This is a genomic window from Lysinibacillus sp. BF-4, from assembly GCF_000743635.1.
GTDB lineage: Bacteria > Bacillota > Bacilli > Bacillales_A > Planococcaceae > Metalysinibacillus > Metalysinibacillus saudimassiliensis.
On sequence record NZ_JPUW01000031.1, the window covers coordinates 16775 to 32757 of the forward strand.

The 15983-nt window shown below is 38.7% G+C and carries 11 protein-coding genes; all 11 read left to right on the plus strand.

The genetic code is table 11. The features are described from left to right. Positions 1-122: 122 nt before the first annotated feature. The 11 genes from CH76_RS10035 to CH76_RS10090 all read left to right on the plus strand — a co-directional run bounded on the left by CH76_RS10035 (position 123) and on the right by CH76_RS10090 (position 15883). On the plus strand, positions 123-1394 hold the full coding sequence (locus CH76_RS10035) for a nucleotide sugar dehydrogenase (protein WP_036145661.1): 1272 nt from the start codon (positions 123-125) through the stop codon (positions 1392-1394). Further along, entirely contained in the window at positions 1391-2113 is a 723-nt protein-coding gene (locus CH76_RS10040) for a WecB/TagA/CpsF family glycosyltransferase (RefSeq protein ID WP_036145664.1), read from the plus strand. Before CH76_RS10035 ends, CH76_RS10040 begins: the two co-directional genes overlap by 4 nt. 483 nt (positions 2114-2596) lie before the next feature. Beyond that, positions 2597-6142 carry an S-layer homology domain-containing protein gene (locus CH76_RS13545; protein WP_051910314.1) on the plus strand — a complete coding sequence of 1182 codons (3546 nt, stop codon included), beginning with the start codon at positions 2597-2599 and terminating at the stop codon, positions 6140-6142. 71 nt (positions 6143-6213) lie between these two features. Further along, positions 6214-6651, plus strand: a complete 438-nt coding sequence (locus CH76_RS10055) for a hypothetical protein (protein ID WP_036145666.1) — start codon at positions 6214-6216, stop codon at positions 6649-6651. 1130 nt (positions 6652-7781) lie between these two features. Continuing rightward, entirely contained in the window at positions 7782-10673 is a 2892-nt protein-coding gene (locus tag CH76_RS10060) for a beta strand repeat-containing protein (protein ID WP_369792389.1), read from the plus strand. A gap of 756 nt (positions 10674-11429) precedes the next feature. After that, positions 11430-12251: a YDG domain-containing protein gene (locus CH76_RS10065; protein ID WP_235190386.1), complete on the plus strand. Its 822-nt coding sequence runs from the start codon at positions 11430-11432 to the stop codon at positions 12249-12251. A 902-nt stretch (positions 12252-13153) separates the two neighbouring features. Continuing rightward, a complete protein-coding gene (locus CH76_RS10070; RefSeq protein ID WP_255344107.1) occupies positions 13154-13864 on the plus strand; it encodes a YDG domain-containing protein in 711 nt (236 codons plus the stop codon). 153 nt (positions 13865-14017) lie between these two features. Continuing rightward, the gene (locus CH76_RS10075; RefSeq protein ID WP_036145676.1) at positions 14018-14314 is read left to right on the plus strand and encodes a hypothetical protein; all 297 of its coding nucleotides are present in this window, start codon (positions 14018-14020) and stop codon (positions 14312-14314) included. Positions 14315-14550: 236 nt separating this feature from the next. Continuing rightward, on the plus strand, positions 14551-14925 hold the full coding sequence (locus CH76_RS10080) for a hypothetical protein (protein ID WP_036145678.1): 375 nt from the start codon (positions 14551-14553) through the stop codon (positions 14923-14925). A gap of 135 nt (positions 14926-15060) precedes the next feature. Continuing rightward, complete coding sequence (locus CH76_RS10085; protein WP_081892686.1) at positions 15061-15582, plus strand: RadC family protein; 522 nt, start codon at positions 15061-15063, stop codon at positions 15580-15582. Next, positions 15575-15883, plus strand: a complete 309-nt coding sequence (locus CH76_RS10090) for a hypothetical protein (RefSeq protein ID WP_036145681.1) — start codon at positions 15575-15577, stop codon at positions 15881-15883. The genes CH76_RS10085 and CH76_RS10090 overlap by 8 nt, the downstream gene beginning before the upstream one ends. Positions 15884-15983: the final 100 nt, after the last annotated feature.

A 15983-nucleotide genomic window follows, 5' to 3' on the forward strand; every position in this document is an offset into this window, starting at 1 on the left:
GCGATTATAGCGTTCGATTAAAAGTGACCTTAGGCTAACCCTCGCCCAACACTTCACACCATTACAATAAAGTTGTATACTACATCAATAGGACACACGAGAAGCGAAAGGAAGAAATGATTATGACGAAAACGATTTGTGTCGTGGGCTTAGGCTATATTGGCTTACCGACGGCAGTAATGTTTGCCAACTACGGTGTGCGCGTGCACGGTGTTGACGTAAACCCAGCTGCAGTAGAGAGCATTCAAAATAAAAAGTTACACATTGAGGAAAACGGCTTACAAGAGCGTTTAAATAAAGCCGTAGATGAGGGCTTACTAACAGCATCAACTACACCTGTTGAGGCAGATGTATTTATTGTTGCTGTGCCATCACCAATTAATGCAGATAATACAGCTAACCTTGAGTACGTACGCCTAGCAACGGCATCAATCGTACCATTTGTTAAAAAAGGTAACCTTGTAATTTTAGAGTCTACCGTTCCACCAAAAACAGTGGAGGACGTTATGCTACCTGAGTTGCGTAAAACAGGCTTAAATATCGAAACCGACATCCACGTAGCGCACTCACCAGAGCGTGTTATTCCTGGACGTATTTTTGAGGAGCTTATTAATAATGACCGTATTGTAGGTGGCATTACACCACAAGCGGCACAAATGACAAAAGCGTTATACGAAACATTTGTTGAGGGTACGATTCATTTAACGGACGCTACAACAGCTGAGCTTGTAAAGGTTATGGAAAACACGTACCGCGATGTTAATATTGCCTTTGCTAATGAGCTTGCACAAATCGCAGAGAAGCTTGACGTTAATATTTGGGAGGCAATTAAACTAGCTAACTACCACCCACGCGTTAATGTTCACTTCCCAGGGCCTGGCGTTGGCGGTCACTGTATCGCAGTTGACCCATGGTTTTTAGTAGAGCTTGGCGGCGAGCAAGCTAAAATCATTCACTTGTCACGTACAACTAATGATGGCATGCCAGCCTTTACAGCACAAAAAACACAAAGCCTACTTAACCAAGCTAAGGTAGCGGGCGGCACAGTAGCTGTTTTAGGTTTAGCCTTTAAAGGTAATGTGGATGATATGCGCGAGAGCCCATCAACTCATGTTATTACAGAGCTACAAAACTTAGGGTTAGACGTTATCTCGTATGACCCACATATCACAAGCAATAAACACGCAACGCAGACGCAAAGCTTAGACGAGGCCGTAGCAAATGCGGATATTATTGTTGTGCTAACGGATCATAATGAGTTTAAAACACTTGACCCAGCGTCAATTAACCCACGTCATAAAATCATTTTTGATACTAAAAACTGCTTAGACCGCACAGCATGGGAGCAAGCAGGTTACAACCATCACCTATTAGGAGATGCTAAAAACGTATGAAGAAGGAACGCGTATTAGGTATTTTAGTTAACACGCAAAACTACGATGAGCTTATGCAGGATATTTTTGCGCGCATTGAGCGCCGCGAAAAATCGCTAGTTGTAGCCATCAACCCTGAGAAGATTATGAAAGCCAAGCATGACCCAAGCTTGCGTCGCTTACTTAATGATGCCGAAATCCAAATCCCAGATGGCATTGGCGTGATTTTAGCGTCAAAACTGCAAAAGGGGGACATTACCTCGCGTGTAACAGGTGTGGATATGATGCTGCGTTTATGTGAGGAAGCGGCTAAGCATGGCAAGTCGGTATTTTTATACGGCGCTAAGCCAGGTGTTGCCGAAGCGGCAGCGGTTAAGTTAGTTGAGTTATACCCAGCCATTACAGTAGCAGGTACACAAGACGGCTATGAGCAAGACGAGGCCGTTGTGGTGCGACGTATTAATGAAGCAAAGCCAGATATTTTGTTTGTTGCTATGGGTAGCCCAAAGCAAGAGAACTGGATTAACGCACACCGCGGTGAGTTACACCCAGTCATCTATCAAGGTGTCGGCGGTTCGTTTGATGTATTAGCTGGTAATGTTAAGCGTGCACCTGCTGTATTTCAAAAGGCTGGCATGGAGTGGTTTTACCGCTTAATGAAGGAGCCAACCCGTATTAAGCGCCAATTAGCGCTACCGCAGTTTTTATTGGAAGTTGCCAAACAAAAAGATAAAAAATGATTGTCCTTTTCCAAATTTAATGTTAAACTTTCGGTGTATAGGAAATTTTCCTCTATATAAATATATAGAATTCCCTGCAAGGAATCGGTTGGTAGCCCAAGCGAAAAAAGCTCAAGCATGCAAATGCTTGAGCTTTTTTCGTTTTGTCAAAAATCTGACAAATGCTATCACTAAACAAAATAACGAAATGTACGATATAATAGGTAAGGAGGCGATACTAGCACTTTAATATGACAAAGAAATTACAAAAATATTATATTGTTGTATTTCGCTTGAAATATCCTGCCGTATCGTTGACAATGGCTATAGATGGATTCAATTATTATTTTGTTTTGGGCGAAGGGGCAACCCCCTTTAATAGCAAAATTTGATTGACATCTTTTTGGCATACTACTATACTTTTAGTGTAGTTGTTTAATATGCGCGCTTTTTGCCTGCATAACAAAACATAATTTTTTGAACTTAAGAGGAGGAAATTTTTCTATGGCTAACCAACCAAAGAAATACCAAAAATTCGTAGCAACAGCTGCTACAGCTACTTTAGTAGCATCAGCAATCGTACCAGTTGCATCAGCAGCAGAAAAAAAATTCACTGATATCGAGAAATACGCTCAAGAAACACAAGATGCTATCTACAGCTTAGTAGATCGCGGTGTTATCACAGGTAAATCTGATTCAGTATTCGCACCAGCTGAGTTAATCACTCGTGGTCAAGTTGTTAAAATGATGGGCCGTTACTTAGTAAACGACGGCGTTGCAGAAGTACCAGCTGACTGGGCTTCAAAACAACGTTTCACAGACCTACCAGTTAACTATAAAGACCAAGACCTAGTTAAAAACGCAGCAGTTGTTTTTGACAACGGCGTATTCCAAGGTAGCAACAACAAATTAAACGTATCTAACAACATCTCTCGTGAGAACATGGCGTTAGTATTAGACCGTGCGATTGGCGCATTAAACGGCAAAACTTTAGTAGAACTTGCTAAAGAAGAAGGCTTAAAAGGTAACGTTAAAGATATTAACCTTGCTAAAGCTGAAGCTCGTGACGCTATCCAAGCATTAAACGCATTCGGTATCTCTGAAGTAGATAACTTCAAACCGAAAAACAACGTAACTCGTGCACAATTCGCTTTATTCTTAGAGCGCACAATCGAAGCAGTTCTTTCAGATACTACTGAACAATTAGTAGAAAAAGCAGTTGTAGCTGGTAACGCTCTTCCAAAACCAGAAGACGTAACTAAAGACAACGCTGCTGACGCTCAAGAAAAAGTTGACTTCGCTCAACGTTCTTTAGAAAAAGCTCAAAAAGCTCTTACTGAAGATAAAGAGTTAAATTCAGAAGAAAAATTAGCATTACAACAAAAATTAGATAAAGTTAAAGACCAAATCGCTGCTGTTAAAAAAGCTATCGAAGATACTAAAGTAGAAGCTGGTATTAAATCAGCTACAGCTATCAATGATACTTTAATCGAAGTTAAATTTGGTAAAGAACTTGATCGTGACTTCATCCGTGAAGCAGAGCTTAGCGGTAAATACTTCGTTGTTTACGCTGAAGGCGAAACAGTACGCGGTAACGTAATCAAGTCTGAAAAAATCAACTTTAACAAAGATGGTAAATCAGCTGAATTCAACCTTGAGAAATCAATTGAATCAGGTAAAAAATATTATGTAGCATTATTAGATGGTGCTAGCCATGAAGTTGCTGACGTAGTTTACACTTACGGTCCAACTGAACTTAAAGAAGCTACAAAAACTCCTGAGTTCGAAGTATCAGCAGTAGCTGACAAAATTTACGTTAAATACTCAACTAAAATGAAAGACGCAGCTAAAGACGTTAAAAACTACACAGTTTATGACGAAGGCGGTCAAAAATTAGGTGAGCTTGTAGACTTCCTAGAAAAAGAATCAGAAGGTAAATGGGTTAACCTTAACGACAAAAAAGAAGTGGAATTCACACTTTCTAAAGGCTCAGACAAACACCTTTTAGCTGGAAAAACTTATAAATTAGTAGTTACAGCTGATGTTAAAACAGATGACAACAAAACACTTGCTGAAGACAAACGTACAATCAAAGTGAAAACTCCTTCAATCGATGCAGCTAGCCCAGCGGCTAAAGTAGCTCGTATTGTTAACGAGACAACACTTGATTTAATCTTCGACCAAGATATCGTTGCTCCAGACGGTAAAGTTAACTTAAACAAAGCACAATTAAACTTAAAAACAACTACTGGTAAAACAGTTGACATGGATAAGTTTAAAGAAGCAGTTGTAGAAGGCGACAATAAAATCCGTGTTACTTTTGACGAAAAAGTATTCGACAAAGGTTTAACTTACAAAGTTGATATGCCTGCTAACGTTGTTCAAAACGGTATTTTCACAAATGCTATGAACAAAGCAACTACTGAATTAACAGCTAAAGCTCAAGATAACGTAGCAATCGCTGGTATGAAAGCTCAAATCATCGCTGATCCTAAGAATGACGCTAAAGCTGACTTAGTATTAACGTTTGACCAAGTACCAAACTTAAAAGACTTCGATCAAAAAGAAATCGTATTATATGATGGTCGCGATAAGTACATCCTTAACTCTGATGCTAAAGTAAAAGTTTACGGTGGCGATACTTCAGGTAAATCAATTATCGTTGAAGACGTAGCAAACTTCGAAATGGACGGAGATGCATTAGCAGTACAAGCTGACGCAACTTACGACATCGAAATTGCTAAAAACACACTTGAAACAGATACTTTCGATGACGCTGTACCAGCAGTAAACAAAGAGAAACTTAAAGCTTCTACTAAAGGTATCTCTGTATCAGCACCAGTTGTTGACAAAGTACGTTTACAATCAGCAGAAAAAATCGAAATCCAATTTGAAGAAGATATTAAAGGTAACGTATCTGCTTCAGATATCACACTTAAAGCATTCGTTGCTAACCGTTCTGACATCTTCGACGGCGAATCTACGCTTAAAGAAGTTAGCGGTGCAGGTTACTACGATGTAAAACTTAGCGGTGACAAATTAACAATCACAGCTAAAGAAGGCGTTAAATTCCCAACTTCACTAGAAAACTTAGATGTAACAATCGACGAAGATGCGTTCACTAATACTTCTGGTAAAGTAGGTAACAAAGAAATCAAAATCAACGACGGTTCATCTACAACTGTAAAAGCTAAAGATGTAGTTGATAACGCAGCACCAATGATCGTTAGCGTATACGCTAAAAATGCTAACACTGTAGAAGTAACTTACTCTGAAGATGTTGCATTACAAGGTAAAGAAAAAGACGTTGCAAGCTTATTCTTCGCTGACAAAGGCGAAAATGCTAGCATCGGTGCAGAATACTCTTCAAATGGTAACGACAAAGCTACTATCACATTCAAAGAGAAATTCGCTAAAGCATCAACTGACTTATCTGTAGTAACACTTAAGTACTCTAAAGGTAACTCTTACTACATCCAAGATAAATCAAGCAACAAAATGGACACTACTACAATCAAAGGCTTCTACAAAGATAGCTCTTCAGATTTAGGTTCATCTTCAAACGTTGAAAACGGTAGTGACGACGAAGTCGCTTCATCATCAGAATTCAGCGCTTTAAAAACAGCTATCACTAAAGCTAACGATGTTAACACTAAAGGTTATACTGCTGACTCAGTAAAAGCTTTCGAAGATGCTAAAGCTGAAGCTCAAAAAGTATATGACAACAACAAATCTACTTCTAAAGAAGTTAAAGATGCTCAAGCTAAATTAGAGCAAGCTCAAAAAGACCTTAAAAAAGAAGAAGAGGTTAAAACTGTGACTTTAAAAGATCTTAATGTACAAAGTTCAGATATTCCATTTACATCACTTGTAGGTGTAATTGTTAAACAATCAGATTTAACTGAAGACTTAAAAGGTAAAACTTTATCAGTAAATGTAGATGGTAAAGAATATACTTTTGAAGTTAAAGGTGATAACTTAGCAATTCAAGTTCCAAAAGCAGACTTCAATAAAGAAAAGTTTGAAGCAGCTACTGTAACAGCTAAGTAATAATATCTTAATAAAAGGGGAGTGAAATCCCCTTTTTTTATTAAAAAACAATAATAAAGGTGGAAAATCTAATGACTAAACCATTTAAAACGCTATCAACGGCAGCTTTAGCAGCAGTATTCGCATCATCTGCATTAGTTCCAGTAGCTTCAGCAGAAGCACCAGCAGCTGCAGCATCAGTAGAAAAAGTTGTAGTTGAACAAGACGGAAAATTAATTGAGATTACTCAAAAAGAATATATTGATTTATTCCTAGCTGGTAAAGAACCAAAAGTTAAATTTATCACATTAAATGATGAGAAAACTTATACGGTTGAACAATATACAGATGCATTTTTATCTAACTCTTTAGATAATGACAAAGCTTTAGAGCAACTTTCTGAAAAAGCAACGGCTGTTACTCCTGAAAATGTTTTACCAGGTAAAGTAAATGAAGATGGCCAAATTGTTGCAGACGAAACTCCTGAAGAAAAGGTAAACGAAACGTTTTTCTATAACTTAGCGGCATAAGCCAAAGTAATGCTAAGGAAATGAAAGGAAGCATCATATGCTTCTAACTATCATTTAGAAATACTCAGTGCAAGTCTGAGTCACGGTCAACAGTCTAAAAAACCGTGTGCCTAATCCTCCTGTATCCAGGAAGCGTCTAACAATGCTGAGGGGTAAAGTCAGGTGAAGTCGTACTCGAACGTCCGTAAAGAAATCGAGGCGGGGCTCCAAAAAATAACTATGGCTAGGATAACGAATCCATGTAGAAGCATTATAAGCGAGTATATGTTGCGTATTGCTAGGAGTTCAACATATATCACACTACTTTAAATAGTAGCGTAGCATCACCGAACAATTAAGACTGTTAAACGGTAATGTCCTTATAGTGGAGAGTGGGAGCCTAAGGTTATTAACAAAAGGATATAAATGATGGAACGTTTGAAGTTCTTTATGCGGAGGCTTGTTAGAGCCAGCGAGGTGTAAAGGATGGCAGCAGGTTCGTAGTAGTGAAGATCGATTGCCGCATGTACCCTTACAGTAATGTAAGGAGAGGGTAAAACAATCGGGAGCGAAGGGACCTAGTCAGTGTATATGCTATTACAATTATTTCCCCAAAATAACTTGTAAAGAGCTACCATAAGTATATTTTTTTGTGCGTTATGTAGGTGTATTGTCGCGAGCATAAAGAAACTTAATTAAGGTAGCATTTAGTAAACTGATGACACGCCGTATGCGGTGAAAGTCGCACGTACGGTGTAGGCTCTAAACGAAAGTTAGATACTAGCCAAAATTTTTTGGTTATAGCCTTCCATTAATTAGCGGATTGCGATAAATGATAGTATCTAATATAAGTAGAGAATAGCGAAGAAACAATTGCAGTTGAATCTGTAAGTGCGATTAACAACACTGGTGTAACAGTAACATTTGAAAAGTTACCACAAGCTATTAACGGTGCTACTATTGAAGTAACAGATCCTACAGGTAAAACTGTAGAAGTAGTTGCTCAAAACATTGCTGAAGGCGCTACTTCAGCGACATTCCCATTCGCAGTAGCTGGAGATTTAACACCAGGTACGTGGACAGTTGAAGGAAAAACTTTCGTTGTTAAATCAAGCGATGCAAAGTTAGGTTCTTTAACTACTGATACAGGTATTTGGTCTGCTGATTTTAAATCTGCAATTAAATCATATACAGTAAATGTTACAAGTGATACTAACGAGTTAAAATTAACTCCTCAAGCAGCGGAAGGTGCTGTTATTCAATTAACAGTAAAAGATACAAATGCTTCAGGTACAGCAGTAGCTGGAAATCCAGTTATTTTAACTAATGGTGTAGAAAACACAGTTAAATTATCTTCTACATCAGGTGTTACAACAACTTATGTTGAAGTAAAAGTAATCGCTCCAGACAACTCGTCTGTTGAAACTTATGATTTATCAGTTGTCAAAGCTGCAGCTAACGCTACAGATGATGCATTTTTAACTGCATTAACAGCTGCTACTAAAAAAGCAGATGGTACTTCTGGAGTAGCAAACTTTATTCCAACTTCATTTGATAAAACTAAAACTGCTTATACTGCTGTAGTGCCAAACGATTCTACAAAATTAGAATTAACTGCAACACAAGCAAATGCTACGTTATACGTTAATGGTGAAAAGTACACTTCTGCTTCAACAAAATCAATTGATTTAGTTGTAGGCAAAAATACAGTTGAAATTAAAGTAGTTGCTCCAGATAATAAAACTGAAAAAGTTTACACAATCGAAGTAACTCGTGCTTCTGAAAATGCAAGTGCTGTAAATACTTTAAACAGCTTAACATTAAGTGAAGGTACACTTGGTGGCGGATTTAAAGCTGATACTAACGATAATGCTTCAAGCTTAACTGCTTCAGTTAAAAATGCTACTCAAGAAATCGTTATTACACCAGTTGCTACTAATTCTAAAGCCCTTGTAGATGTGACTGTAGCATCTGGCTCTGGCTTAAAAGTAGAAAAAATTGGTTCAGCATATAAAATTACAGGATTAAAAGAAAAAGGTGCATCAACTCCTGTAACAAATGATATTACAATTTCTGTTAAACCGGAAAATGGTGGTGCAGCTCAAGATTACGTATTAAAAGTAACACGCGCTAATGCTACTGCTAGCGATTTAGCTTCATTAACTGGTTTCACTGGATTAACTCAAATTACTGATTTTGCATCAACTAAAACAGATTACGCATTCAATGTAACTAATGGAACAGGAACAATTGCAATTACTCCAGCTGGTGCACCTTCTGGCTCAACAGTTACTGTTAATGGTAAAGTAACTTCAGGTACAGAGAATGTGGACCTAAAAGTTGGTGAAAACGTAATTACTGTTAAAGTAACTGCGGAAAACCAAATTAACTCTCGTACGTACACAATTAAAGTTAACCGTGCAAGCGCATCAGCAAGCTCAGTTGATACATTATCGGGCTTAACTGTAAATGGTGCTACATTAAATGAAACATTTGCAGAAGCAACAACTGCCTATACTACAACTGTATTAAATAGTGTACAAGATTTAACAATCACACCAACTGCAAAAGATTCTAAAGCTGTTGTAACTGTTAAAGCGATTAAAGGTACAACAGGTACTAATAAATTAGAAGTAGTTCAAAGTGGTTCTTCATATACTATCAAAGGTTTAGCTGAAGGTGATAATACTGTAACTATTTCTGTACAACCTGAAAATGCAGGAACTGCTAAAGATTACACATTAACAGTGACTCGTGTAGCTGCAACTGCATCTGATAGTGCATTATTATCTGGAATTGCTTTAAATGCTGGTGGAGCAATTACACTAACAAACTGGAATAACACAGTAGAAAGCTATACAGTTCCAACTAAAGTTGCTAATGCAACAAACACAATTACAGTAACTCCAACAGTAGCATCTGGTGCTAAAGCAGAAGTAACTGTAAATGGTACAAAAGTAAATGCTTCTGGTACAGGTGTATTAAATGTAGGCGAGAACACAATTCAAGTTAAAGTAACAGCTCCAAATGGTGTTGCAACTAAAACTTACACGTTCAAAGTAACTCGTCAAGGTGAGACTTTAGGTAAAGAAGCAGGCGTAACATTAGCTTCTGATAAAGGTACATTAACTCATAATGCACTTGCTACAGTAACATCTGGTGCTGTAACAGCTGATGGTTCATTAGTTTTAACTAATGATGTATCATCATTAAACTTCACAGCAACTCCTGCGGATGCACAAGCTGCTGTAGTTGTAACTTATGATGCAGATGGTACAGGTTCAGTTTCAACACCTGTAACTTTAACTAAAAATGCTCAAGGAACTTACACAATTGCAAACGTTGCTGAAGGTAAAGGTGAATTAAAAGTAACTGTAACTTCAGAAGATACTAATGTATCTAATACAGTAACAATTGAAGTAGATAAAGCGAAAACTGGCGCAACAGGTTTAGCTTCTGTAGCAGCAATTTCACTTGACAATGGAGCAACTGAAATTAAAAACTTTGATCCAGAAACTACATCTTACACTGTGCCAGTTGCACATTTACCAGGAACAGTTACTCCTTTAGTTTCTAAAGGTCATGCAGATCAAACTGTAACGTATAAACTAAATGGTAAAGTTATTACTTCTGCAACTGATTTATTAGTTGGTGATAACACATTAGTAGTTACAGTTGTATCTCCGGACAAAAAAGTAACAAAAGAGTACACAGTAATTATTAAACGTGTATCTGGTAACTTAAGTGAATTAGCTGCTTTAACTGTAAATAATGCAGCAGCAGCAGTAGGAACTCCTGTAGCTGCAACAATTGCAGCAGATGTTTCAGATTATAAATTCACAGCAGTAGCTTCACCAAAAGCAACTGTGAAAGTAACAGCTAAAAACGCTGTTGGTCAAACAATTATTGTTTCTCCAGGTGCTAACAATGCGTACACAGCTTCAGCATTAACAACAGGGGTTAATACGATCACTGTTCAAGTTACTGCAGAAGATGGTGTTACAGTTAAGACGTACACAATCGCAGTAACAAAAACTCCTTAAGAAAAATAAACGAAACGTTACACTATAAGTCGTAATGAAGGAAGCCTTCCTAGTGAGAGCTAGGAGGGTAACCTTATACCTATAAGTGTAAGATAATTACACAAAATGAAATAGTAGGTATTTGATGAAAAGTGTGTTATTTGATTCAGAAATATCAGATAATAACTATTGAGATGGATTGGTTGGTGCAATTCCAACCTGTGTGAAACAGTCACATCACATGAGCTTGATCCTCCTGCATCCAGTGAGACCCGACTAGGTCGAAGGGGTGAAGTCAGGTAAAGTCGTACTTGGGTAGACCCAAGGCGGAGCTCCTTAAAAGGTTTCTATGATTAGGACAACGAACCCATTATATAAAGCACTAGAAGCAAGCTTGTACGATAAGAAGCTACGCTAGGGGTTTTGTACAAGTCCCGTAAGAAGGATACTTACGAGGCGATTGAGATAATTGACTGTTAAAACGGTCGTTCTTCTAGAATGCAAAGTGGGAATCTAAGGGAATCAAAACAAGGGAACATCTTAATGGAACGTTTGAAATTCTTTATAAAGAGGGATGGTCGCCCCATTGAAGTATAAAGAATGGCAGCGGGTTTGTAGTAGTGAAGATGGCTAGCCGTTTGGACTTACTTGGTAACAAGTGAGAAGGGGAAAACTAGCCGGAGCGAAGAAACCCAGTCAGTGAAGAGCTGACGGATCGCCGTATGCGATGAAAGTCGCCCGTACGGTGAAGGCTCATTATACGCCACAGTGAAAGAAATGTGGGAAGATGAGAATAGCGGATTAACAATTGCAGCACCAACATTTAATGCAACAAAGGTATATGATGGTGCAAATACTGTAGCAACTGTAGCAGCAGGTGAACTTACGGGTGTTGCTGAAGGAGATATAGTAACAGTAAATGCAACAGCAACATATGATAATGCTGATGTTGGAAATGGTAAAACGATTACAGTATCTTATACTTTAAGTGGAGCAGATGCAGGTAAATATTCTGCACCAGCACCAACTTTATTAACTACTGGTGAAATTACTGCAAAGGCATTAACGATTGCAGTACCAGCAGTAGCTAGTAAAGAGTATGATGGAACAACTACAGCGACAGTAACAGCAGGAGCACTTACAGGTGTTGTAGGTTCTGACACAGTAACTGTATCAGCTACTGGTACATTTGCAGATGCAAACGTTGGAGCAGGTAAAACGGTAGCGGTTGCATATACACTTGCAGGAGCACAAGCTGGAAACTATACACTAGCAAACGATACAGCAACGGCTGATATTACTGCAATTGCAATTGTTGGGGCAGAACTTGGCTTAACAGCACCAGTAATTGGTGAAGCACCAGTAACTTCATCTATTACAGGAACAGGTTACACAGGTACTGTTAACTGGACAGGTACTCTAGATGGAGATGGTAAATTCCAATCAGGTCAAGTTTACACAGCAACAGTAACACTTACACCTGCTACAGGATATACTTTAACAGGCTTATTAGAAAACTCATTTACAAATACAAGTGGTGGAACTGTAACAAATGCAGTAGATTCAGCAACAGTAACAGTTACATTCACTACTCTTTAATAAAAAGAAACGAAACGTTACTCTATAAGCTAGCTTGCTAGTGAAATGAGTGGAACTTAGCCTTGTGAAACTTATATCTTAATTGATAGAAAGTCTCACAAGGCTTTTTCTAACTGTTAGATTGCATTCATTAGGGAAATCTAATGCATGAGCAACAGTTTCAACAGCTCATGAGCCTAATCCTCCTGCGTCCAGTGCGTGAATCTATCATCACAAAGGGGCGAAGTCAGGTGAAGTCGTAATTGGTGCAAGCCCAATGCGGGGCTCCATAAAAAATGGCTATGGCTAGGAAGACGAATCCATGTAAGCTGCGAATGGTACGTATGAATGTGTAAAAGCGAAGCTAGGAGTTCATTCATATGCCGATTATTTTCGATAATAATGAGGGAATCTGTACAATTTAGGAACTGTTAAACAGATGCTTCATTCGTAGGATAGTGGGAGCCTAAGGTCATTAAAACAAGGGAGCAATCTAACGGAACGTTTGAAGTCTCATGCAAAGAGGTTGGATAGAACCAGTGAAGTGTATGAGATGGCAGCGGGTTTGTAGTAGTGTCGATCGCTAGCCGATTGGACTTGCATGGTAACATGTGAGAAGGAGAAAACTAGCAGGAGCGAAGGAACCCAGTCAGTGGTAAATTTCTTATATGACTTATTTCCCCAAAAAGTAACGTCATATACAAATCAAAATTAATAGGACCAATCATGTAATTATGGTTGGTCACTATTTTTAGCTCTCGCCTAGGTATTTTTACGCAATGCGTAATATCTACTTAAGGTTGATTGATTAGAAAAACAAACTGCTGACGGATCGCCGTGTGCGGTGAAAGCCGCCTGCATGGTGAAGGCTCGTTATAAATCGTTTAGGCGTATAAGGCGAGAATAGCATTATTGGATTAACAATTACAGAACCAAGCTTAACAACAACGAAAGTGTATAATGGAACTACAACAGCAGCAGTAACAGCTGGAACTTTGGTAGGAATAGTACCTGGGGATAGCGTGACGGTATCTGCGGTAGCGACATATGATAATGCTAACGTGGGAACAGGGAAAACAATCACTGTTGTATATACACTAGATGGAGCAGATGCAGCTAAATATGCAGCTCCTACGAATACAGTAGTGACTACTGGGGTGATTACGAAGGCAACAACTCCAGCAGCTCCAGCAACAATATTCTCATTTGATGGGGCAAATGCAAATGCAGGTAAGTTAATGGGGGCAACTACAGCAATGGAGTACAGCCTAGATGGCGGTTCAAACTGGATACCTGTAGAAACTAATGACCCAGCTCTTCCAGTAGCTTCAATCAATGATACAGATGATATCAAAGTTCGTGTGAAAGCTTCATCGAACACCGAAGAAGGTGCAATACAAACAATAGATATTACAAAAGCAACTAAGCCAAGTCTAACTGGTAACATAGCATCAGCATTCGGTGGAATTCCAGGTACCGCATATCTAATTTCATACAATGGTACAAAATGGGATGATGCATGGGCTGATGCAGATGGTAAAATATCAATATCAAAAGGCACTTGGTCTGTAAAAGTGAAATCAACTGGTACAGTATTAGAATCTGATGTTCAAACAAACGTAGTTTCTAGTTAAAATGTCGTGTGCCTGGCACTCACACAATTCAGTACGATGAGAAGAAATGAATCTTCTTGAACTCGTAAGATAAGGAGCATTGGGGATAATCCCTAATGCTTTCCTTCTGGCTATAATTATCTGGAAATTCATAGAATGAAGGAGGGGTTATGAATGCTAAGCTATTCGATGCAAACATTAACATTGAAGGAATTTCAAAAGCTGATCGCTTCCGCTGATGATTCTTGTGATAATCAAATACGAATCACGAAGGATGGTAGAATCTATATTTCAGAAGGAGTAGTCGGTGCGGAAAATATAGAGGATTTGCATTCTCGTTATGAAACATATGATGCAGGGAATGACTATGTTGGTCCGAATGCCGCTCAAGATGAGGCTTATGTGAAAAGATTATATGAAGAGGTAAAACGAGATTGGGCGTCAGGTCGTAAAGGCTATATTGATTACTAATAGAAAGTACTTGTAATATCAATAATAGTAGGTGCTTAGCAGGCTACAATTCATAAAAATGCATAGCGTGATGTGATACTGAGTTAAAATAGGAAGCCTTTCGTAAGAGAAATCTTGCGAAGGGCTTCTTTGAATAGCGAGTGCTTTATTGTTTAGAGCTCTTGCTAGTAGTGCGATAGCAGCAAATGGTATACTAAAGCTATCGTAATATTTTTTAGATGAGGGGAAGAACACAAATGAAACAGCATAAGAAATATAAATTAGGTATGGTAGGCTTGCTCAGTGCAGCGCTACTCCTTGGCGCTTGTCAAAGTAAAGAAGTGGTAGAGGTGAAACCACCTGTTCAAGAAAATATGAAGCTCGAAAGTGAACAAACAGGCGATAAAATTGATACTACGCAACCGAACCAAACGTATGTGGTAAAAGAAGGCGACTATAAGACCTTTTTAGAAAGTTATGAAAAACAGTATAAAGAAGACGGTTGGGATGTAGTATTAGATGCCAAACCTGACTTTATGACGTTTGAAAAAGAAGGTAAACAAGTGAAAGTAATGCCTGTCGAAACAGAAGAAGGCATCAAAGTCTTCCTGTATGAAGAGGTTGCCGAATAGGAATCGTAACAATAAAAAATTTAAGCATATATTATAATCATGAAGCCAATTAACTATCGGTAACGTATAGCGCTCATTCTCTTATAGGGAATGGGCGCTTTTATGTTGCCTAAAAAATATGAAGGAGGGCTTTTTATGTATACTACCATTCAACCTACGCAACAACTTCAATTACCTATCGGTGTCAAAGAGGAGTTTATATCACAACCTCGTAAACGTGTGGCGATTGTTTCAGTAAAGTTAGTCAAAGAAGCGAGTCTTTATTATGCCAACCGTACGATTCGTAATCCACGTGACGGGGCAGATCTTTGTCGAGAATTTCTAGGTGATGTGGATCGTGAACACTTTGTCGTACTTTGTTTAAATGTTAAGAATCAACCGACGCATATTAACATCGCACATATCGGAAGTTTAAATGCGAGTGTCGTCCATCCTCGTGAAGTATTTAAGCCTGCCATCTTAGCTAATGCCGCAAGTATTATGGTATTTCATAATCATCCTTCCGGTAACCCAGAACCGAGCCCAGAGGATATCGAAGTAACCCACCGCTTACATCACGTTGGAGAGTATGTCGGTATTCAAGTTATCGACCATATTATTATTGGTGAAGGTGATCGTTATACGTCATTACGAGAGCGAGGGCTATTACATGCTTGATTACTTCTTAACAGGACTTGAAGACCTTGGTTATGATGCGGTGGATGAACGAATGATTGGGTATGAATGCTTACAGCTTTACGCCGAGGAGATTGATGATACTATCTTTCCACTGACATTACTGACTTCACTTAGTAGTCCACTTACTACATGGAGTTTTACCTATGTTCCTGAAGGAACAGCCTTTACGATGGAATTATTTTTGATTGACCGTAGTGAATATGCCTTAGCACCTTTAATGCGGTGGTATGTGAACGGCAAGGCAATCCTATGCCCAACTCGTGACAGTTCTTTACGGTAACTCACGCCAGTAGTTGGTCTATCATTTTGCCTGCTGCAAAAACTGATATGACACATGGAAAGGTGGTGATAACCCCCTTCGTAAACTCACGACGGTATTT

Bases quoted from the DNA above. Each gene is read 5' to 3' on its own strand.
- CH76_RS10075 (WP_036145676.1), top strand. From the start codon at position 14,018: ATGCTAAGCTATTCGATGCAAACATTAACATTGAAGGAATTTCAAAAG.
- CH76_RS10035 (WP_036145661.1), top strand. From the start codon at position 123: ATGACGAAAACGATTTGTGTCGTGGGCTTAGGCTATATTGGCTTACCG.
- CH76_RS10090 (WP_036145681.1), top strand. From the start codon at position 15,575: ATGCTTGATTACTTCTTAACAGGACTTGAAGACCTTGGTTATGATGCG.
- CH76_RS13545 (WP_051910314.1), top strand. From the start codon at position 2,597: ATGGCTAACCAACCAAAGAAATACCAAAAATTCGTAGCAACAGCTGCT.
- CH76_RS10040 (WP_036145664.1), top strand. From the start codon at position 1,391: ATGAAGAAGGAACGCGTATTAGGTATTTTAGTTAACACGCAAAACTAC.
- CH76_RS10080 (WP_036145678.1), top strand. From the start codon at position 14,551: ATGAAACAGCATAAGAAATATAAATTAGGTATGGTAGGCTTGCTCAGT.
- CH76_RS10085 (WP_081892686.1), top strand. From the start codon at position 15,061: ATGTATACTACCATTCAACCTACGCAACAACTTCAATTACCTATCGGT.
- CH76_RS10055 (WP_036145666.1), top strand. From the start codon at position 6,214: ATGACTAAACCATTTAAAACGCTATCAACGGCAGCTTTAGCAGCAGTA.
- CH76_RS10065 (WP_235190386.1), top strand. From the start codon at position 11,430: ATGTGGGAAGATGAGAATAGCGGATTAACAATTGCAGCACCAACATTT.